Annotated in this window: 20 protein-coding genes; 6 read left to right on the forward strand and 14 right to left on the reverse strand. The window is 42.2% G+C overall.

Annotation, left to right across the window (positions count from 1 at the left end):
• Positions 1-101: 101 nt before the first annotated feature.
• The 9 genes from BVC89_RS17245 to ccmA all read right to left on the reverse strand — a co-directional run bounded on the left by BVC89_RS17245 (position 102) and on the right by ccmA (position 7,536).
• Positions 102-539 (reverse strand): hypothetical protein, encoded by a 438-nt coding sequence (locus tag BVC89_RS17245; RefSeq protein WP_086932384.1) that lies wholly within the window; start codon positions 537-539, stop codon positions 102-104.
• 106 nt (positions 540-645) lie between these two features.
• Entirely contained in the window at positions 646-1,941 is a 1,296-nt protein-coding gene (locus BVC89_RS17250; RefSeq protein WP_086932385.1) for a polyhydroxyalkanoate depolymerase, read from the reverse strand.
• 167 nt (positions 1,942-2,108) lie between these two features.
• The gene (locus tag BVC89_RS17255; RefSeq protein WP_086932386.1) at positions 2,109-2,627 is read right to left on the reverse strand and encodes a DsbE family thiol:disulfide interchange protein; all 519 of its coding nucleotides are present in this window, start codon (positions 2,625-2,627) and stop codon (positions 2,109-2,111) included.
• A 3-nt stretch (positions 2,628-2,630) separates the two neighbouring features.
• Positions 2,631-4,676: a heme lyase CcmF/NrfE family subunit gene (locus tag BVC89_RS17260; RefSeq protein ID WP_086932387.1), complete on the reverse strand. Its 2,046-nt coding sequence runs from the start codon at positions 4,674-4,676 to the stop codon at positions 2,631-2,633.
• Positions 4,666-5,151, reverse strand: a complete 486-nt coding sequence (ccmE, locus tag BVC89_RS17265; RefSeq protein ID WP_086932388.1) for a cytochrome c maturation protein CcmE — start codon at positions 5,149-5,151, stop codon at positions 4,666-4,668. Before ccmE ends, BVC89_RS17260 begins: the two co-directional genes overlap by 11 nt.
• Positions 5,152-5,153: 2 nt before the next feature.
• Positions 5,154-5,360, reverse strand: coding sequence for a heme exporter protein CcmD (ccmD, locus tag BVC89_RS17270; RefSeq protein ID WP_086932389.1), 207 nt, complete (start codon positions 5,358-5,360; stop codon positions 5,154-5,156).
• A complete protein-coding gene (locus tag BVC89_RS17275; RefSeq protein WP_086932390.1) occupies positions 5,361-6,113 on the reverse strand; it encodes a heme ABC transporter permease in 753 nt (250 codons plus the stop codon).
• Between the two features lie 14 nt (positions 6,114-6,127).
• Entirely contained in the window at positions 6,128-6,835 is a 708-nt protein-coding gene (ccmB, locus tag BVC89_RS17280) for a heme exporter protein CcmB (protein WP_086932391.1), read from the reverse strand.
• Positions 6,832-7,536, reverse strand: a complete 705-nt coding sequence (gene ccmA / locus BVC89_RS17285) for a cytochrome c biogenesis heme-transporting ATPase CcmA (RefSeq protein ID WP_086932392.1) — start codon at positions 7,534-7,536, stop codon at positions 6,832-6,834. Before ccmA ends, ccmB begins: the two co-directional genes overlap by 4 nt.
• 165 nt (positions 7,537-7,701) lie before the next feature.
• Between ccmA and BVC89_RS17290 the strand changes: the two genes are divergently transcribed.
• From BVC89_RS17290 to BVC89_RS17300, 3 genes are all read left to right on the forward strand, one after another.
• Positions 7,702-9,285, forward strand: coding sequence for a hypothetical protein (locus BVC89_RS17290; protein WP_086932393.1), 1,584 nt, complete (start codon positions 7,702-7,704; stop codon positions 9,283-9,285).
• Between the two features lie 10 nt (positions 9,286-9,295).
• On the forward strand, positions 9,296-9,589 hold the full coding sequence (locus BVC89_RS17295) for an EscU/YscU/HrcU family type III secretion system export apparatus switch protein (protein ID WP_086932394.1): 294 nt from the start codon (positions 9,296-9,298) through the stop codon (positions 9,587-9,589).
• A 429-nt stretch (positions 9,590-10,018) separates the two neighbouring features.
• Positions 10,019-11,143, forward strand: a complete 1,125-nt coding sequence (locus BVC89_RS17300) for an acyltransferase family protein (RefSeq protein ID WP_086932395.1) — start codon at positions 10,019-10,021, stop codon at positions 11,141-11,143.
• A 317-nt stretch (positions 11,144-11,460) separates the two neighbouring features.
• Here the strand turns inward: BVC89_RS17300 and msrA are convergent, their stop codons facing one another.
• Complete coding sequence (gene msrA / locus BVC89_RS17305; RefSeq protein WP_086932396.1) at positions 11,461-12,090, reverse strand: peptide-methionine (S)-S-oxide reductase MsrA; 630 nt, start codon at positions 12,088-12,090, stop codon at positions 11,461-11,463.
• A gap of 85 nt (positions 12,091-12,175) precedes the next feature.
• Complete coding sequence (locus BVC89_RS17310; protein ID WP_245929126.1) at positions 12,176-12,793, reverse strand: class I SAM-dependent methyltransferase; 618 nt, start codon at positions 12,791-12,793, stop codon at positions 12,176-12,178.
• A 387-nt stretch (positions 12,794-13,180) separates the two neighbouring features.
• Between BVC89_RS17310 and BVC89_RS17315 the strand changes: the two genes are divergently transcribed.
• The 3 genes from BVC89_RS17315 to BVC89_RS17325 all read left to right on the forward strand — a co-directional run bounded on the left by BVC89_RS17315 (position 13,181) and on the right by BVC89_RS17325 (position 18,559).
• The gene (locus BVC89_RS17315) at positions 13,181-14,665 is read left to right on the forward strand and encodes a Ppx/GppA phosphatase family protein (protein ID WP_086932398.1); all 1,485 of its coding nucleotides are present in this window, start codon (positions 13,181-13,183) and stop codon (positions 14,663-14,665) included.
• A 227-nt stretch (positions 14,666-14,892) separates the two neighbouring features.
• Positions 14,893-15,591 carry a DnaJ domain-containing protein gene (locus BVC89_RS17320; protein ID WP_086932399.1) on the forward strand — a complete coding sequence of 233 codons (699 nt, stop codon included), beginning with the start codon at positions 14,893-14,895 and terminating at the stop codon, positions 15,589-15,591.
• Between the two features lie 46 nt (positions 15,592-15,637).
• The gene (locus tag BVC89_RS17325) at positions 15,638-18,559 is read left to right on the forward strand and encodes an insulinase family protein (protein WP_086932400.1); all 2,922 of its coding nucleotides are present in this window, start codon (positions 15,638-15,640) and stop codon (positions 18,557-18,559) included.
• Between the two features lie 204 nt (positions 18,560-18,763).
• Here the strand turns inward: BVC89_RS17325 and BVC89_RS17330 are convergent, their stop codons facing one another.
• The 3 genes from BVC89_RS17330 to BVC89_RS17345 all read right to left on the reverse strand — a co-directional run bounded on the left by BVC89_RS17330 (position 18,764) and on the right by BVC89_RS17345 (position 21,639).
• Positions 18,764-19,207 carry a DUF3291 domain-containing protein gene (locus BVC89_RS17330; RefSeq protein ID WP_086932401.1) on the reverse strand — a complete coding sequence of 148 codons (444 nt, stop codon included), beginning with the start codon at positions 19,205-19,207 and terminating at the stop codon, positions 18,764-18,766.
• Between the two features lie 636 nt (positions 19,208-19,843).
• Complete coding sequence (locus BVC89_RS17340) at positions 19,844-20,368, reverse strand: GEVED domain-containing protein (RefSeq protein ID WP_086932403.1); 525 nt, start codon at positions 20,366-20,368, stop codon at positions 19,844-19,846.
• Between the two features lie 581 nt (positions 20,369-20,949).
• Positions 20,950-21,639, reverse strand: a complete 690-nt coding sequence (locus BVC89_RS17345; protein WP_245929128.1) for a sensor histidine kinase — start codon at positions 21,637-21,639, stop codon at positions 20,950-20,952.
• Positions 21,640-21,645: the final 6 nt, after the last annotated feature.

A 21,645-nucleotide genomic window follows, 5' to 3' on the forward strand; every position in this document is an offset into this window, starting at 1 on the left:
TAAGTTGAACCTATTGTGTGTATCGGGTTTGATTGAGATTTACCTAAGCTTTCTTTTATTTAAACTAATAAAAAACTTATATTACAAGTAAAATCGAGAAACTACATATGGAATGCATACTGGCCTAAACCGTCGAGTTTGATGGTAAATTCTCGCTGTAAACCTTCATAATAGTGCTTTGCATTAACTATCACTTCACGACAATCATCACCATCAACACAGCGAGGTAACTCAATATCATATTCAGGTAATACATTAATTTCTTTAACACTGATGGAGTATGCAATTTCACCTTCTGAAGTCAGCCACTGCACATAGAGTTTTTCCTGACCAGCTTTGAATTGCGTAATGATAAAGCGAAAAGATCCATCGATACCTTTCTCTTGCCAACGCCCTCCTTGCCAAGAATTAAGAACCTCTTCGCCCAAAGTCTCAGGTCGAATAAAAGCCTCTCTACGATTCCAATCTTCAGTCGCTTTCGGCTCTGCCGCTACACATGCAGAAAACATAATTAATGCAGGGAAAATAGTTTTTATCATAATTATTCAGCTCTCCGTACTGAGGCCTGCCAACAGGCCATGAGAAACACGTCTATAGGTAGAGTCAAGACACATATCATTTTTAAGTGGCTCGACTCCAGAACCCTCATTCAGTTAAATGAGGATTTTCATTTTGGTAGTCTCGCTCTTTTTTAGCATTAAAATATTGCCGCATGAATTCTCTCATACGCGGCTGTATTTCTGTCCTAAAACGTGTGCCACTGAACACCCCATAGTGGCCAACACCTGGCTGTACATAGTCAATATGCATATTATCGGGTATACCACTACACAAAGTATGGGCCGCTTGGGTTTGCCCAATCCCAGAAATATCGTCTTTCTCCCCTTCTACCGTCATCAATGCCACGTTTTTAATAGCTTCAGGCTTAATGAGTCGGCCTTGATGTTCAAATGTCCCCTCTGGCAACTTATGCTCTTGGAAAACATCAAGGATAGTTTGTAAATAAAACTCTTCGGTTAAGTCTAAAACGGCCAAATACTCGTTATAAAATTCTTCATGGCGTTTGACACTGTCACAATCCCCTTGCACCAGATGCTCAAAATATTCTTTATGAGCAGTCACGTGACGATCCTGGTTCATGGTGATAAAACCACCTAACTGAAGAAAGCCCGGATAAACACGGCGCATCCAACCTTTGTTAGGCCATGGCACAGAGTAGATAACATTTTCTTTAAACCAATCGTAACTGCGCTCTTGAGCCAAACGATTAGGTACCGTGGGCGACAGGCGCGTATCAATTGGCGATCCCATAAAAGTCATAGTAGCGGGCAAATAGTCTGCTTTATCCTCAGCCAAGCGTGCAATGGCCGCAAGTACCGGAGGCCCTGGTTGGCAGATACCCACCACGTGAGCGTCAGGTCCAATGACGCGCAAAATTTCCATGACATAATCAATATAGGTATTGAGATCGAACTTGCCTTTGCTGACAGGCACCTGCCTGGCATCGGCCCAGTCGGTGATATAAACTTCGTGCTCAGGCAAAAAAGCTTCTACAGTGCCGCGCAACAATGTTGCATAATGGCCGGATAGCGGCGCGATAATCACTACTCGTGGATCGGCTTTATCCTTCCCAAGAGCAGCTTTTCTAGTGTTGTGATCTCGCTGAAAATGTAATAAGCGACAAAAAGGTTTGCGCCACACTTCTCGTTCGCGGATCGGGATGGCACAGCCATTAATTGAGGTTTCGTTCAACCGCCATGCAGGCTTTTCATAGCGCCTTGTCATGGCTTCAAACAGATCGCAGGCGGCGCTGATATTGCGTCCTGCTAATGTATAAGAAAGAGGGTTATAGGGAGACTCATAAAGACGCTTATTTAAATCGACTAGTTGTCTTAGAGGACCTACCGCTGCATGGTTTAACTCATATGCGTGATATAGCATAAACACTCCTAATTTCGATCAAGCTGCCTTCAGAGAATAATAGCACACACATGCTGCACCGCGTCAAACAACTGAACAATTTGGCATATTAAATTCAATATACTCTAATATTAGGAGCATATAAAACACTTGTTTGTAACATATGCGCAAAAATTGGGTGTGCAGTTCTACAGAGTGCTATAAATTGGTGCCAATTTCTCCTTCCAAACACGATCATTGACGTCTCCAGCGTGGCGATAGCGAATGACACCCTTACTATCAACAATGAAGGTCTCTGGGGCGCCATAAACGCCTAAACTCAACCCCATACGCCCTTCTGTATCCACAATATTCACACTATAAGGATCACCTAAACGCTCAAGCCAGACCAAAGCTTTATCGGTCTCGTCTTTATAGTTTAGACCAACAATTTTGACACCTCGCTCAGCAAGTTTGACAAGATAAGGATGTTCATGGATACAGGTTGGACACCAAGTTGCCCAAACATTCAACAAGAAGGGCTGGCCAAGCAACTCTTCTCGCTCTACCACTCGTTCTTGTTTCAACGCAGGCAAACTCACTTTTGGCAAAGGCTTACCAATCAGCGCTGAAGGAACGTTATTCGGGTCTAAGCTTAAGCCTCGCCAGAGAAAGATAGATATTACGACGAAAACTATAAGTGGTATAAATAACTTAAATCGGTTCACATATTACTCGCTTTGTGTCACTTGCTGTGGCTGGTGTTGTGCCGGTGTCAGGTTTCCCAGCCCTACTTCTTCTGAGCCATTCTGGTGTTGTTCTTGCTGCTGTATTTTTTGCTTCTCACGAAACTTTTTATAGCGCTTATCAGCAATTGCCATTATGCCGCCGATTGCCATAAAAATAGCACCTAGCCATATCCATCGCACAAGCGGTTTAAAGTGGATACGCACCTCCCAGTCTGTATTGTTTATCTGGCTGCCGAGAGCTACGTAAACATCACGGAAAAAGCCCGCATCGATAGAGGCTTCCGTCATAATATTACCACCAGACAGGTAATTGCGTTTTTCTGGTTCTAACACCACCACCGTCTTATCACCCTTGCGAACAATAATCTCACCCACATTGGCATTGTAATTAGGGCCGCGTTCTTTGCGTACATCGGCTAATTCATAAGTCATACTGCCCACTTCTATAGTATTGCCAACGGTCAAGCGAACATCTTTCTGAACACTGTAAATAGTATTAAGTGATGCACCTAACAACGTAAAAGCAAAGCCTATGTGGGCGATAATCATGCCGTAGTAACTGGCAGATAAACGCGTTAAACCAGCAGTTGTTGTGGCAGCATTTTGGGTTTTACGATAAACATCGATTAGGCTTGCAAACATTACCCATGAGCCTAAGAATATGGAGAATGCAGCGCCAATCGAGTATGGCCCGTCGATAAAGCCAGGGATTGTTGTTCCCAACCACAAACTAATAACCAATGGGATCAATTGCCATTTCTTTATTTTCTGAAAGTCAGTTTTCTTCCAGTTCAGCATAATGCCGGTACCCACCAGTACCGCCACCATAGACATGAAAACAGAAAAGAAAGCATTAAAGAAAGGCACACCCACAGAGATTTTACCTGCGCCAATAGCTTCGGCCAACAAAGGATAGAGAGTTCCCAACAGTACTAAGCTGACTGACACCACCATTAAAATAGTGTTAGCCAACATAAAACTCTCACGCGAAAGCACTTTAAAGCCCGTGGTACTTTTCACGGCTGGCGCTCTAAATGCGAATAACACCAGTGAGCCACCCACGACAAAGAGTAAAAAGCCTAAGATAAATACACCTCGTTCCGGATCGGAAGCAAAGGCGTGAACAGAGGTCAAAACACCGGATCGAACGATAAAGGTGCCAAGCAAACTCAGTGAGAAAGTGAAAATCGCCAAAAACAACGTCCAGTTTTTAAAGGAGCCCCTTTTTTCCGTCATAGCCAGCGTGTGAATAAGGGCCGTACCTACAAGCCAAGGCATAAACGATGCGTTTTCAACGGGATCCCAAAACCACCAGCCCCCCCAACCTAATTCGTAATAGGCCCACCAACTTCCCAGGGCGATGCCAATGGTCAAAAAGGCCCAGGCTAAGTTTGTCCATGGGCGGCACCAACGCGCCCAAGCACTATCTAAACGTCCAGACAATAGTGCGGCAATCGCAAATGCAAACACCACAGAAAAGCCCACGTAGCCCATGTACAACATGGGCGGGTGAATAATTAAGCCGAAGTCTTGTAACAAGGGGTTAAGGTCTGAACCTTCTGGTGGCACATTGGGCAAAGCGCGATCAAAGGGGTTAGAAGTAAGAATCGTAAAAAGTAAAAAGCCGACAGCGATCATGCCCATTACTGACAACACACGGGCCACCATATCAATGGGCAAATTTTTGCTGAATAGACTTACGGCTAATGTCCAACCGGAAAGCATTAACACCCAAAGTAACAATGAGCCTTCGTGCCCACCCCATACAGCGCTCAATTTATAAGGGGTTGGCAGAAGCGTATTAGAATGGCCTGCCACATAACGTACAGAAAAATCATCCACATAGAATGACCACATCAATATAGCGAAGGCGATGGCGACGAACACAAACACCCCAGCAGACAGAGAGCGAGCCGCAGACATCCATACGACTCTGCCGTTATAGGTACCCGCTAAGGGCACAATCGCCAGACACACCGACAGCAGCAGCGCAAAAATCAAACACAGTTGACCATACTCAGGTATCATAAGTTAATACCTCACAAGTGGCAGAATGATTCTGGTATTCACCACCTTCAGCGTCTCCAGTATTAACACTGTCAGCGACTTCTCTTGGGGTATAGGTTTCATCATGTTTAGCTAACACTTTTGATGCCTTAAAAACCTGGTCTTGTTGCCACTGGCCGGTCAGCACTGCTGCTTCCCCCTCGGCAAACAAGTCGGGCAAAATGCCTTCGTAACTCACCGTCAATGACTTATTACCATCAGTCACATCAAAATTCACTTTAAGGGAATGTTGATCTCGCACAATCGACCCCGGTACCACACAGCCACCGGCACGAATCGTTTTATCAAACGGTGCTTCACCAGAAATAATTTTCGACGGCGGATAGAACAAATTCATATTTTCGCTCAGTGCATATACCACCAAGCCTACGCCAGCAGAGCTGGCTAATATAATAAACAATACAGTAAAGAGACGTTGTTTCCTCAGCGGATGCATATTTACCTCGTTGCCATTGGTTCTGGCGCAGACTGTGAATTTCGTTTAGCAATCGATGACTGCATAGCAAAAAAACTTTTGCGCGCTAACTTCGCCTTTAGCGCAAGACCACCAATGCCTATTAATGTAATGATATAAGCGGCCCACACATAAGGACCATGACCTTCCATAAATAGAAACTCCTGTAGTGATCCAAATTGAAATTCCATCTACTTCTCCTGCGTTGAAGTGAGTATTAAGCTTTCTACCCAACGAGTTTTGCGTTCTCGCTTGAGTACCTCTAATCGTCCATATGCCAATAAAAGTGTTACGTAAGCGACATAGAACGCCACAATCATCCAAATCAGTGGATACGCCATACTTGCTGAGATTGTCGATTCTTCAGTAAGTTTCAAGGTTGCAGGTTGATGCAAGGTATACCACCAGTCCACCGATTTATAGATAATCGGAATGTTTACCATTCCTACAAGGGCTAAAATAGCACTCGTCTTATCTGCCGCATCCTGGTTGCGATAGGCCTCTTGCAAGGCAATGATCCCTAAGTAGAGAAAAAACAAAACCAACACTGAAGTAATACGCGCATCCCATTCCCACCAAGTACCCCAGGTAGGTTTACCCCATATTGACCCTGTAATCAAAGATATAAAGGTCAATACGGCGCCAATAGGTGCCGCGGATTTCATCATCATAAACGCCAATTTCATGCGCCATATAAGACCGACGGCGCCACATATTGCCATTATATAGTAGCCTGCCATAGCGACAATTGACGCAGGCACATGAATGAAAATAATTCTATAACTATTGCCCTGCTTAAAATCTGCCGGCGCGTAGCCAAGGCCCCAAACTAGGCCAACTGCCAGCAGCACAAAGACGAGGCTAAACAGCCAGGGCATCCAGCTATCTGTTTTCTCATAAAACCATCTGGGACTACCCAGCCTATGAAACCATTGCCAACCCACAATAAACCCTTAATTTATCCGTTAATACTAATTTTAAGTGCGCCAGCCGCCGCTAGCGGCGCCAACACCAATGACAAAATTAAAAATGCGCCCAATATAGCTGTTTGGCCCACAATCGGTGAATTATCGATAGCATTCCTGACCACAGCCGAACCAAAAATCAGTACAGGCACATACAGGGGCATAATGATAAGCGACAGCAACAAACCTCCCCGACGCAACGCCACTGTGAGTGCAGCACCTATGGAACCAATCAAACTGAGACTGCCAGTTCCTAAAAACAACGACACCATTAATGGCAGATAGCCTTCCTCGGGCAAGGACATCATCACTCCCAGTAAAGGCGCCAATAAAGTCAGTGGTAAGCCCGTCATAAACCAGTGCACGAGTACCTTAGCAATCACCATCCAGTATAAAGATTGGCCACTAACAATCATTTGCTCAAGGCTGCCATCTTCAAAATCACTTTGAAAAATACGGTCGAGCGACAACAAAGTTGCGAGCAAAGCAACAATCCATATCATGCCCGGTGCCAAGCCTACCAGTACTTTACCATCAGGACTTATACCCAATGGCACAAATACGATAATACAAAGAAAAAATATTAGAGGGTTGGCTAAATCCCCTCGATTGCGAAAGCCAATGATAATCTCTTTTTTAAAGGTAGTATTAAACGCTTCTATTAATCCCGGCAAGCGTGGCAACCCTGAAGGTGAACTCATCTCTCACCTCCCCATAACTCTCCTCTCCATAGCTCACCGCCCGCATAGTCCGCTAAATCGACCATTTTAGGCTCGGCATAGCTGAGGGACTGATGAGTTGTCAAAATAACAATTCCACCCTGCTCTCTGTGCTTATTAAAGTGCTTCTCCAAGTTGGCCACACCCAACTTATCGATAGCAGTAAAAGGCTCATCCAATATCCACAGCGGCGCCTTAGAAAGATACAAGCGAGCCAGTGCAATACGACGCTGCTGCCCGGCGGACATCTGAAACCCAGGCACATTTTCATAGCCTCCGAGCCCCACAGCCTCAAGCGCTTGCAAGATAGACGCTTGCGTTATAGGTGCTGCAGCATTAGCCACACTTTCATCACCGCCTGGGGCTTTGCTTCCATTTAAGCCAAAATACCAAGATAAATTTTCTAGCGGCGTGAGCGACGCTTTCGCCCCGGTCAAATGTCCAAGATATAGCAGCGAAGAATAAAACTCATAGCTGGGAACAGGATGCCCACACCAACTTAATTGCCCCTCGTAGTTACTGGAAATACCAGTCAAAATGCGTAGCAAAGTGGTTTTGCCCGCACCATTAGGGCCTACAATCTGAACTAAGTCTCCCGAGTTAAACTGGACTGTCAAATTGGAAAACAACACACGATCGTCTATTTCACATGCAATATTATTCAAGCTCAACGCTAACGTCACCCAACCAGGCTCCTGAAAAAAAAGGCCATTATACTCAACGAATAAAAAGATGGTATGTGTCGATGCTTTACTCGGGTTTTGATCGACACTCGTTGAATCCCACCTGCTTGTTCCACTTAATACTCAATTTACAAAAAGCCTGATCAAATAACCTACACTTAAGGTATGGATCTCACTTCGATTACTCACCAAAAGCTACTGCAACAGCTGGGTAATACCCAACAGGCAGGCGCTTTGCTCAATATCAGCAAGCTGCCCGAAGGCAGCCGAATCACTGCGACTGTAGATGCAGTAACATTTGTCGACTCGACTTTGCGAGAAAAACTGGTCACTCTAACTGCACATTCAAATACAGCAAGTGCGGCAAAAAATACATTAATAGCACAACCACATTTGTATCTCGCCAGACTCACAGCCCTTGGCAAAAAGTTCGTTGCATTTACCGCGTTAGAATTACAAGCAAAACAACAAGTTCCCGTGCTTATAAAAAAAGATGGCCAAGCGTTTATTGAGGTGACAAAAACATCTTCTTTGGCATCATCACATCTAAGTTCTGTGCAACACAACAACCTTACAAAAACATTTAACAACGAAAAAAACTCAACTTTATTAACACATATCAACCAGGCGAAATCATCACAAAAAAATATCATCCACGAGTTTTCAAAATTACCGACAAGCACACTGGCAAATAGCTTAAAACAATATCTACCATTGCAAAAAAACATGAGCGAAATATTTACCAAGCTTAATCAGGTTGCCAAACTGGAAAATAATCAACGGCTAATAAAAGACTTAAATCTTTTGTCGTCAATTACCACAAAAACCCTAGCGCTATTAGATAAAGCCCCTGAGACACAACAACTAACAAATGCCGGCACGTTGAAAAGTTTATTGAAAAATTCCGGAATATTTTTTGAACAAAAAATATTGTCACTCAACAATGATAAGGGGTATCAAGCAACTCAGCGCACACCAATAAACACACCGTTACAAGGTGAAAGTAATCAAAAGATAAATAGTCCAGGAATAACAACAAAAGAAGTTTTCCAAGATGATTTAAAAGCAGATGTTTTACGCATTATCAACACCCTAACAAACTTCTCTCAGGAGCTATCAAAACATCCACAAAAAAATCAATTTATCGAACGTTCATCCTTCGATAAATTAATGCAGTCACTTTTTAATATTTCGTCAACAACGAACAATAGCAAAATTAATTGGCAAGATGCCCATCGACAATTCATTACTCGGCTAGAACCACTATTACTTTCTGCACTCGCCAGGCTTACAAGCTTACAAGTCCAGCAGTTACTGCAAAAACAGCAGGACTCCACAGTAAGTAGCGGCGGCCTATTTGAATTTCCGGTGCGAATAAACGATGAGTTTTTTCCTCTAACAATCAGCATTCAAGAACGTTACTACGAAAATAAAGAGCAGACAGAAGGCAGGGATAAAGACAATAAAGACACAGCAAAACTCAAAAAAAGATGGCATGTTTTTTTGGAGTTTGACTTACAAAAGCTAGGTACTTTTGCCAGCGACATTACGGTTGATGACCATAGTGTTAAAACAACGCTTTGGATTGAACAAAAACAGCTCTGGCTCAAAGGCAAGAGAAAGCTAGAAACCCTAAAACAAGAAATGAAAAAAAATGGTATCGAGTTGGAAGAAATACAGTGTATTCAAGGGAAACCACCAGAAAAACCCATGAAATTACAGCAAACATTAATAGATATTAAAACTTAAATTAAATCTTATGTTTTCAGACGAAGAGTTAAAACAAGCCGTAGCACTTTTCTATGACGGCAACCAAGCACCGACCATTGCAGCCAAAGGAGAAGGTCTTCAGGCAGAGGAAATCATTCGAATTGCACAAGAAAATAACGTCCCCTTGTGCGATAATGCCCCGCTGGTTGACTTACTATCACAGCTTGAACTGGGGGATGAAATCCCCGAAGGCTTATATATTGCTGTAGCTCATATTATCGCTTTTGCTCATAAACTGCGACTTGAAGTGTTAGGTGAAGAAGATAGCCTAGAGCATTCATAAAAAGCATCGCTGAGACGATAATAACTCACATACCCCAGAACCATACCCCAAGACAGGCACTTCTACAAAGTCGTAGTAACCTTCATCACCTCAAGCGTCACCTCAAACCAAACGTCACAACACAATACTTCATATGATACGGTTATTCATAGGCTTGATATTTTACTGCCAGCATCTTAGGCGAGTTCCATTTATGGCCCCTTAAAATACTGCCAGTAGGTTAATAGCAACATACTTTTCGGCAATAGCTTTCTTATAAGTGGGTATGGTGACATAATGACATGTGTATAAAAAGACCAGAAAATTTATCCATGTGATTTTTCAGCTTATGTTTTATTTAAAGTGACTCCACCACTTTATCCTAAAGAGGATACTCCAACCAGAACGCAACCAAGTAGAGGAAATAAGCTCTTGGAGAGCATGCATTTAATGAAAGTACAAAGGTATTCAGAATTAGATTGGTTGAGAGTCATTTTAATCCTGGCGGTATTTTTACATCATGTGTTCATGCCATTTAATGGCGATAAGTGGCATGTAATGAATACACAGTCGAGTAAATTGCTTGATGATATTATGGTGTACTTCGAGCAACTAAGATTACCGACACTCTTCTTTATTGCGGGAGCAGGCAGCCTACTTTTATTAAAGAAAACTAAAACAAGAACATTCATCATCAGTAAATTTCATCGCCTTTTTATTCCTCTTATTGTTGGCATGATGCTTATAGTACCGCCTCAAAACTACTATGAAAATGTCAACGAGTATACCGGTATAATCGATGCTTATAAGCACTTATTTTTCTCGTTTGACGCTAATCACCTTTGGTTTATTGAGTTTCTTATAGTGTTTATGCTGTTAGCCATACCAGCTAAATCAGCACTCAACAGCCAGGCAGGCTGTATTGTTATTAATAAGCTTGAACAATTAGTCGTATCGTCTAAACACGGACTGTTCTCACTTGTGCTTATTATCTCGCTATTTCGTTGTAGCCTTAAGCTACTTATGCCCTCTGAAGACAATGGGGTGGACAACTTATCGGTTTCAATATTCTTCTTATTATTTTTTATGGCCGGCATGAGCTTCATGAGTAAGCCTAAGATATGGGAGCAATTATCGATTAACCGATCAGTCAATTTAAAATGGTTTATATTCAGCTCCATTGTTTTTTATAGTTACTATTTCATGCCGGATATGAGTGACTATGTTCCACTGGTAATACGTTGGCAGTTATGGTGGTTGGTTTGCACACTTGTATCCTGGTCCGGATTATTGGCAATGATCGGATATGCGAGTGCACTATGCACAAAAACACCCACATGGCTGCATACAGCGAATGAGTTAATTTATCCATTTTATATATTGCATCAAACGATTATTGTTGCGTTGGCCTTTTATATCGTGCAATGGGATAAAGGTATCGCAATAAAGTCAATAACTCTATTGTTGAGTACATTCTTAGTTTGTAGTTTCTTATGTTACTTTTTTGTAAAGCCCGTAAGCTTTTTCCGTTATCTATTTGGTTTAAAGCCCCAAAATGCGTCTATAAAAAATTAGGTTAACAGCCTGTAACAAGTGATAATATTAAATAAGAGGGAAGCTGTGAAAAAACTTCAGAGTTTTATAGTAGTCATGTTCAGCCGAAGGGTGATTAGCACGCAGTAGCTCGACAAGATCATCACCGTAAAGCACTATCCATTGTGAGTCGTTAAGTACATGGTAGTACTAGAGCTCGTCGGTACTGACAGAACAATCTTTAGCAAAGGTCATTCAAATAGCATCAACAGGCCCTAGGCAATATACTAACTAGGCGTATGTTTTATCTCGCTTGCTCATAGCTACTTTATTAAAACAAACTGTGAGCGTAAAGCGGCTTAATCAATAAAACACACACCCGTCCCTCCAATACCGCAATAACCATTAGGGTTCTTAGCCAAGTATTGCTGGTGGTACTCTTCGGCATAATAGAAAGTATCGACCACTTTTATCTCGGTCGAAATAGCTCCAAGTCCTGAAGCTTTAAGTGCGTCTTGATAGGAGGCCAAAGATTTCTGCGCCACATCTTTTTGCTCTTCATTAAATACATAAATTGCCGAGCGATACTGTGTGCCCAAGTCATTCCCCTGACGCATTCCTTGAGTTGGATCGTGCGATTCCCAGAAAACTTTGAGTATATTTTCAAGCGCTTCTGGAGAATTTTTATACACTGTAAGCACCGCTTCGGTATGACCTGTCATACCACTACATACCTCTTCATAGGTCGGGTTAGGAGTAAAACCGCCAGCATAAACGGCCGCGGTGGTATGAACACCCTGTTGTTGCCATATGCGTCGTTCTGCCCCCCAAAAACACCCCATACCTAATAGAACTGAGGAAGTATCATCGGGAAATGGGGCTTTCATATTGCTATCCAATACAAAATGCTTATCCGATATTACTAGTGCTTCTTGTCTTCCATCAAGCGCAGTCTCTGCGCTAGGCATTTGTGCTTTATTCGTTAACATATCTGCATTCTCTCAATCTATATCTGCTGGCCAGATTTACGCCTGCCTGGTCGGTGTCCACTTTTGCTTGTGTCCCATGTCCCACCTAATCAGGGTCCATATCTAATACTAGGCCAGTGGCATTATGTGGATGCGGGGTTACCCAATTATCATAATGCGCATTAAGTTTGTTCATCGCTCGCTCAGACATTTCTCGAAAAGTAGGACGACCTGGATCTGTCATCACCACTCGAGTACCGACCGAATGAGCACGCTTAGTTAGGTTATATAAGGGCTTTACCATGGAATCCCAAAAACAAATATCCGCTCCAATAACAAGATCGAAATCCATTAGGTCTTCCTTGCGCACATTTTCATAACGGCACTTCCACGTCTTAGCTTTAACACCATTAATAAGTGCGTGATATTCCAAGTAAGGAAATACAGCATCATCGGCATCCAACGATACTACTTTTGCATTAAACTCCTTTGCACAAAAAATACCAGCCAAGCCCCAACCACAGCCTATTTCCAAGACCTTCGCTTTTTTATCAGGCGGAAACTCGGTAAGGTAATCCATAAGTAAGAACGTTGATTTCCAAAACTTATTGCCATGAATCGATGGAATATTCTCTGCTTGCTTACGCAGCTTCCTAATATCTGGATGACCGTTTTTTAGTATCCTCAGGCCAAAAGCACGCCTCTCCCATTTATCACTGATCAAAATTTACTCCACTTATATCAAACACATTATATAATTAGTACTTATATACAATTAGTACTCCCCCAGAAATACACTTTGAGTACTACAACATCAACAAATTACTACAACAGGTATTTACAATTAGGGGCAAGCCCCCTTAAACACTACTAACAACTTGCAAATACACGTTTACTGGGCATAATCGCCCTCAATGAATCGCGTCCTTAGAAGCCAGACGCAACACTTTACTATACACTCAATGTATGTCCATTTTTTAACATTGAGATAGAATTGGCTCAGGCTGGTAAACAATGATCGATTCTGCTCGCCAAACCAAGAGTCAAAAAGAACTAAACCAAGTGATTTTTAGCTCAACCGTTTATACATTAAGTAATAATTAGAACAAATATGATGCAATGTGAATCTCCTTATTTTGCGGCCATTGATTTGGGCTCCAACAGCTTTCATATGTTAATCGTTCGGATTAATGACAACGATAAAATAGAAACTATTGATCGCGAAAAACAAATGGTGCAAATTGCTCGCGGCTTAACATCAGAAGGGATACTTGACGATAATGCACAGCAACGCGCTTTAGAATGCTTGCACCGCTTTGCAGAACGTCTAAGAGATATTCCCCCTCAACAAATTCGTGTGGTGGGAACCAAAACATTGCGTGCGGCGAATAATTCAGACAAGTTTCTCACTCAGGCCGAACAAGTTATTGGGGCTAAAATTCAAATCATATCGGGTTATGAAGAAGCTCGCTTAGTCTACGCGGGTCTCGCTAACTCCATTAGTGAAAATGATCAAAGGCTGGTCGTTGATATAGGTGGCGGCAGTACCGAATTTGTTATCGGCACAAGCCACGATCCAACCCATCTAGAAAGCCTAGCCTTGGGATGTGTGTCCTTTACCGAAAAATATATTGCTCACAACGGTGGTGTTAACAAAGGCAACATGCGTAAGGCATATTATGAAGCGTGTACAGAACTAGAAGAAATTCGCAAAAATTATCTTAAAGCTGGCTGGAAAACCGCCTATGGTACATCTGGCACGATGAAGGCTGTTGCCGAAATACTGGTAGAAAAAGATGGCGGTGCTGTCATTACCCGTGCATCTCTTGACAAGTTAGTAGAAGAAACCATCAACAATGGCAAAATCATAGCCACTAATGTGACCAAGCTGCGACGAGATGTACTGCCCGCTGGCCTCGCTATTTTGCAGGCAATTTTCGAGCAGCTAAAACTTGAAAAAATCCATGTGGCATCTGCAAGTCTCAAGGAGGGTTTGATTTATGACACCATTGGGCGCTACAGCGACCACGACTCGCGGGTGGAAACAGTAAAAAAACTCAAGGCACAATACAATATTGATGAAGACCAAGCTCAGCGAGTCAGCACTACCGCCGGCCGTTTTTGGTCGCAAATTGAGCGCGCCAACTTGCCGGGAGTATCTCGCACAAAAATACTATATTGGGCGTCACAACTGCACGAAATCGGACTCAATATTTCTCATTCTGGCTACCATCATCACGGTCACTACATTCTTAGACACAGTGACCTTGCAGGGTTTGGCCGTTACGAGCAATATATCTTAGCCACTTTGGTGAGACTGCACAGGAAAAAACCTCACGAGAACAAAATAGAGGGACTAGACGGCACTGCCCGAGAAGCCTTTGTACCGCTGCTGGTTTGCCTGCGAATCGCGGCGTTGCTGCATCGCCGAAGAGAAGATATAGATGATACGCCAGCGCTTAAAGAAACCTATGATGGTTTTCATCTGTCTTTTTCCAAAGATTGGCTCAGCAATCATCCATTAACTATGGCAGGTTTAACACAGGAACAGAGCTACCTTAAAAATATTGGCGTCGTATTAACTATAGACTCCTAAAGCACATACACAGGTAAAGTAGATACGTATAATAATGCGGGCTGTTACCCGAAGGTACTGATGCCGCTGCCAAAAGGCACGTGTACTAACTGATACTAAATACTGACTGATAATAGATGGTAGCTGGTAATAGCATGAGAAACGACAACTGGAAACTTACAGGATGTAAACAAGTCCTAACGATGATCAATGCCAATAAATAATAGAGCATAAGAGACACCGGAATCATGATACGCCTTATTCTAGCCATCGCCGTTTTATTTACACTTTACTGGGCGTATAAGCGTTGGCTTAAGCTGCCACCTGAAAAACGCAAAAATGCCATTATTCAAGGGCTAATATACACTGCACTGGGCTTTTGTATTATAGCTATTTTTACTGGGCGCCTACATTGGTTTGGCGCTATATTGGGCGGCGCCCTCGCCTTAGCAAGATTCAGCATGCGGGCATTTTTTGGCTCCTTATCGGTGTTTAAATTTTTGGGCCGCAGTAGTATTTTTTCCAATCCAGTTTTTAAAACCCCCTTCGTGGAGGTACAAGTCAACCTTCAAAATGGTAATATTAGCGGGCAAATTATCAGTGGCCTTTATGAAGGCACAGCAATTAATACCCTTACAACTGAACAATTAAAAGAACTTGAACACTATTATCAAGAGCGTGATAAACGCTCCTACTATCTTGTGCGAGTGTTACAACAGCGCGCTGGACAACAGTTTACACAGGATAATAATTACGCAAGTGTCGGCGACCCTTCTGTAGAAGAAGCACAACAGATCCTTGGGCTTTCAAAAGGGGCCAATAAAAAGGATATTATTAAGGCGCACCGCTCCCTTATGCAAAAGCTGCATCCCGACCGAGGTGGCAATGATTACTTAGCATCCAGAGTCAATATTGCCAAAGAGATATTGCTCAAACATCTCGAATAAAACTGCGTTACACTTGATCTTAACAATCATCACCACTGAGGCCTAAATGTCACAACAGCACCCTGCGTTCCGTTTAATTCGCCAACAGCATGTTAAATCACTCAATCTCAATGTCGATGAATATGAGCACATCGAAACTGGCGCCCAACATATACATTTGTCACCTCAGTCTAGTGGCGATAGTGAGAATGTTTTTCTAGTAGCTCTTCGCACCGTACCCCATGATTCAACGGGTGTCGCTCATATACTTGAACATACCGCACTGTGTGGCAGTAAAAAGTACCCTGTACGCGATCCGTTCTTTATGATGACAAGGCGTTCGATCAATACTTTTATGAACGCCTTTACCAGCTCCGATTGGACAGCCTACCCTTTCGCCAGTCTCAATAAGAAAGATTTTAACAATCTGCTGGACGTATATTTAGACGCCGTATTTTTCTCTCGTCTCGATGAACTAGATTTTGCCCAGGAAGGCCACCGGCTGGAATTTAAAGACGCCTCAGATTCAAGCACCCCCTTAGAATATAAAGGTGTGGTGTATAACGAAATGAAAGGTGCTATGAGCTCGGTGCCTTCACAGTTATGGCACAGCTTGTGTAAATATTTATTCCCCACTACCACCTATCATTACAATAGCGGCGGTGATCCCGAAAGTATTCCAGACCTCTCTTACGAGCAATTACAACAGTTTTATCAAACACATTATCACCCCAGTAATGCCATTTTTATGACCTACGGTGATATCAGCGCCTACGATCATCAGCAAAAGTTTCAAGATCAAGCCTTAAACCAATTCGAGCGTTTAAACTACAGTGTTGCTGTACCCGACGAGAAACGTCTACACGCAACGGTGCGAGTGCAGGAAAGTTATCCAAATACCGATGACGACGGTACTGATAAAACCCATGTAGTGATAGCGTGGCTGTTAGGCAAGAGCACCAATTTACGAGACAGCCTGCGTGCTCAGCTGCTATCGAGTGTGCTGTTAGATAATAGCGCAACGCCGCTTATGTACGCCCTTGAAAGCACTGATTTGGGTAATGCACCCTCCCCTTTATGTGGTCTTGATAGTTCGCAAAAAGAACTCTCTTTTGTCTGTGGCTTAGCGGGTTGTAAAACCGATAGTGCCGATGATGTTGAAAAACTCATTATGACAACCTTAGAGAAGGTCGCCGAAGATGGTGTTTTGCAAGAGGATATTGAATCTGCTCTCCACCAACTGGAGCTACATCAACGAGAAGTGGGCGGCGATAGTTACCCCTATGGTTTGCAGCTCATTTTAACATCACTGACCAATGCTACCCATCGCGGTGACCCTGTTGCTCTGTTAAACATCGACGATGAATTAGAACAGTTACGAGAAGATATAAAATCACCGGATTTTATTAAAAATTTAACGCGTGAATTAATTTTACAAAATAAACACTGTGTTCGCCTGACCATGGTGCCAGACAGTGAAATGGCTGCGCGCCAAGAACAGTCTGAAAAGGATACCTTAGCATCTATTAAAAGCCAGCTTAGTGAACAAGATGTGGCAGATATTATTCAGCGTGCGGCTGACTTAAAGGAAAGACAAGCAGCACAAGATGATGAGAGTATTTTACCCAAGGTCACCTTAGAGGATGTGCCCAAGCATGAAGACTCCGTGTGCGGCGAAGTATCATCGTTAAACAGTACTCGTGTGACTTCCTATTCTGCTGGGACTAATGGCTTGATGTATCAGCAGGTAATTTTTAAATTGCCAGAGATTGCACCCACAATACTGCCTCATCTGTCGTTGTATAGCAGTATCGTTACAGAGTTAGGCGCGGGTGAGCACAGCTATCTCGATATGCAGCGGCAGCAAGCGAGTGTCAGCGGCAGCTTCAATGCCTACAGTTCTATTCGCGGTACCGTTGATAGTAATAATGATATTAATGGTTACTACACATTCTCAGGCAAAGCGCTGAGCCGAAATCAGGCGGCACTGAGCGATTTAATGCATACCAGTATCCAACTAGCGCGCTTCGACGAAGTCAACAGAATCCAAGAACTGGTGGCGCAAATTCGCGTGCATCAAGAGCAGAGTATTACCGGTAATGGCCATTCTTTAGCGATGATGGCAGCGAGTGCCGGAATCTGCGCGACTGCCAAGTTACACCATCAACAATCTGGGTTGGCGGCAATTAAAGGTATTAAAGCGCTTGATGACGCGATTAAAAATCCTGAACAATTACAGCAGCTGGCACAAAAGCTTGCCGACTTACACAACACAATTATCAGTGGTGAAAAAGAGATATTAGTCGTCGGTGAAGAAGAACTGCTGCCCTCCTACCATAAGGGCCTGCATAGCCTATGCGGTAGCCATCAGTCACAGAGCAAAAATGATTTTGCTCTAGCAACTCATAATGCAAAAATTCATGAGGCCTGGCTAACTAATACACAAGTTAACTTCTGCGCTAAATCCTATGCAACCGTTTCCATGGATCATGCAGATGCGGCGCCTCTGGTTGTACTCGGAGGCTTTTTGCGTAACGGTTATTTGCATACCGCCATTCGCGAGCAAGGCGGTGCTTATGGTGGCGGCGCCTCACAAGATAATAACCTAGCGGCGTTTCGTTTTTATTCTTATCGCGATCCGCGTATGCAGGGAACCCTAGACGATTTTGACAAAGCCTTAGACTGGCTTGCTGAGCAACAATCCAGTGAACAGAAAATCGAAGAAGCTATTTTGGGTGTTATCAGTGGCTTGGATAAATCCGAATCCCCTGCCGGTCGCGCTAAACGCTGTTTCCATGCAGAGTTACACGGACGAACGGTAGCCCATCGACAAAAGTTCAGAGAGCGTGTGCTAAACACCACCCTTGAAGACTTAAAACGAGTCGCGCAAACTTATCTCACACCTGATAAAGCCAGCACAGCGGTAATAACCAGTAATGGCCAGCGAGAAAGTGCAGAAAAAATAGGTTTGGAGATTGTTGAGCTATAGGGACTTTTGATCAGTAGGGTTAAGACGTCTTAACCCTATATCATTTTAAAATTATTCTAATACGCCACCTCCATGTGGCTATCGGTAATTGCTCCTGCATTACTCTAATACGCCACCTCCATGTGGCTATCGGTAATTGCTCCTGCATTACTCTAATACGCCACTTCCATGTGGCTATCGGTAATTGAGGGAAAATCTTAATCTTTATGGGTCGAATGGCTTGGCAAAAGTAAATGCTTCGCGGCTTGGACCCTGTCGCTGTAAAATCTCCAGCTTCTCTCTACCTTCTTCTACAGTAGGAATATGGCCTGCAGGTATCCACCATAAGGCTTGATGGGCACTGGTTATTTTGTCGAACCAGGCACTTCTATCACGAATGAGATCCACATGAACTGTCTTATAAACGAAGTTCTTAAGTGACTCCAGGTCTTGCCAGACACTCATATTGACAATTATCATTGGATCATCATAGGCTTGGATGGAAGTCGCATCCCCTTCATCCGTTTGTAATCGCCAGACAAAGCCCTCAGATTTATCCGCTAGCGCATTAATTTCATCCAGACGATCGACAAATCCTTTCATTATGTCAGAGTCCATGGTCGCCCGAGCTTTGGCGATATTAATTTGCGCAAGTTGAAATGTATTCATATTGTGATTAACTCCCTGGCGAATAATTTAATATATTATGGGCAAAAAATAAAAATTCAACATTAGTACACTCGTTCAGCATAAATGTTTGCGCCTTCTATAAAAAACAAACTTAATACCAGCTAAAGCTACACAATACCGTATACATCATTCAATTCGAAAGTTAGTTTTACATAATGAATAGGAGAGAAGCAAAATGCCGAACATACTGCCATATTGTGTTACATGTACGCAAGATAAGGGAGCAACGAGATGGCTTACCCCTGGGCATGAAGAAAGACATGCAAATTATCATGGAAGTAAAACAACAAAGTCTCATATTAGATATGCACGATTCTCAGAATCGAGCCCACCAATGATGACTCAAGTAGAAAATTATGGAAGAAAATATTATGAGAGGACAGGCAAGCAATTGCAAACATACGAAGCTGTAGATGGGCTATCGAAAAAGCTCAAAAGACGATTAAAAAAGACAAGTCAACAATCAGGAAGCAGCAGCGTAAGACATACCATACACAAAAAATAAAATTCCAAGGAATAAAACTAGGTAATTTACTATTTACCCTATTCTAAAAATAGGTAACAGCTGCCCATATGCACATGAGCAGCTGCGATAACAAATAAAACCCTTAACGACTAATCAAGGAAAAGTAATGGATCGACAGATACTGCCATATCTTCTGTTTCACCATATACATATTCGCCACAAGGCTGATTATAGCCATCGTAACTCATCACAACACGCAAGGTCGCCAAGCCAATATCCAAGTCTTCAGGAATTTCAAAGCTTACTGTTTCTGGGGTAGTTGCACGAAACTCAAAAATCTTTTCATAATCAGTAAAAAGATCATCACCGTTCAAGTCGATCCAACCAGTCCACGTCTCACTGAATGCGACATTAAAAGGAAACCCTGGTGTTAATGTAATTTCGTTAGTTCCAGGAGCCAGCATGGCGACAATTTCAGGATGTCTTATATACCCATCGTTATTGCCAGACGCGAATTCTTTGCCATTAATAGCAATAGACTCAATCCATTCGACGTTAGAGCTTTGAGAACTTGAATCACAATAATCACTAAAAGCATTAGCAAAGGACGAGCTTAATGAAATAACAGATACAGCTGCGACAGATGCAATATAATTAAATGACTGCATTTTCATATTTTTATCCTCCAGACTGATAAAAATCAATGTAAGAAATAAAATTAAATAACAAAGCAATATTTCAAAAAAATTGAAATATAACAAAGTCAAATTAAATGGTATTTATGGATTAGCTAAAACATATCAAGGATTTATCCTCCGTGAAGATACATACTTACTTCCTAGTTAAATTACAATTCACAAATTATGTGAACAAGTTCATTGTATTTTATATTTTCAATGACGTGGTGCTATTTTGTGACATAATTATCAAAAACAAAAAATAAAATAATACCTATATATAAAAAACACAAACTTACTATTTTTTGCTCATTAGCAGACAAAATAGTATGTATAAAACTCCTATGCATTAAATCTAAAAAGGATGACGAGATAAAAAAAGATATCTATGAAGAACTATTGCGCTCAAATTCATATTCGAGCACAAGTAACGACAATTGCACATAAAGAGCCCACATAAATATTTCCAAAAAACTAAAACACTCAATTTACCAAAAAACAATAAATAATAGTGCTTCTAGCGTTTAAGCATCTGATTGACACGTGAAAACATTGTATTTTTCAATAGTGTCTAAGATTTAGGGTACAAATAGTTTAAAAACACCACCACCATACGGCTCACCATTTTCTAATAAAATATAGCCGTGCTTTTCGTGCTGCTTATGCATTGCAACAATACGATCGGCAAAATACAGGCCTAAATGCGTACTAGTAGAAGAGACATCTTCTGCAATATACCCTGGTGGCTTTTCCAGCATGTAGTCAGGATAGCCAGGGCCATCATCAGCGATAGTAATACATAAAAAATCATCTATTACTTCAGCTTCAACTAAAAGGCGGGATTTGGTATAACGGACACAGTTAACAAAAACATTATGGATAACACTGCCAAGTAAATCATCATCAAAATACCATTTTAAATTTCTATCACAATGAGTACTCAGCTTAATATCACTTGTTTGTAGTAAAATATGATTGCGGGCTATTTGGTCTTCCAAAACATCAATCACATAGTGTTCATCAACTTGTATAGGTAAAAAAGAATTTTCCATACGATAAATCGTGAGCAACTGTACCAGGTCACTATTAATCCTAGAGGCTTCATAATGCAAGGTGTTAAAATGTTTGGTTTGTTCTGGACTCTCTGTTTGTGTATGAGCAATCACACCTTCTAGTGATGCCAACAACATGCCAATCGAGTTTTTCATATCATGAACGCTAGATGCTAGCACCATAGAAAAATCAATGGGTTTTCTTTCTTCCATCATAATGCT

Origin of the sequence: Agarilytica rhodophyticola (assembly GCF_002157225.2) — a bacterium.
Classification (GTDB): domain Bacteria; phylum Pseudomonadota; class Gammaproteobacteria; order Pseudomonadales; family Cellvibrionaceae; genus Agarilytica; species Agarilytica rhodophyticola.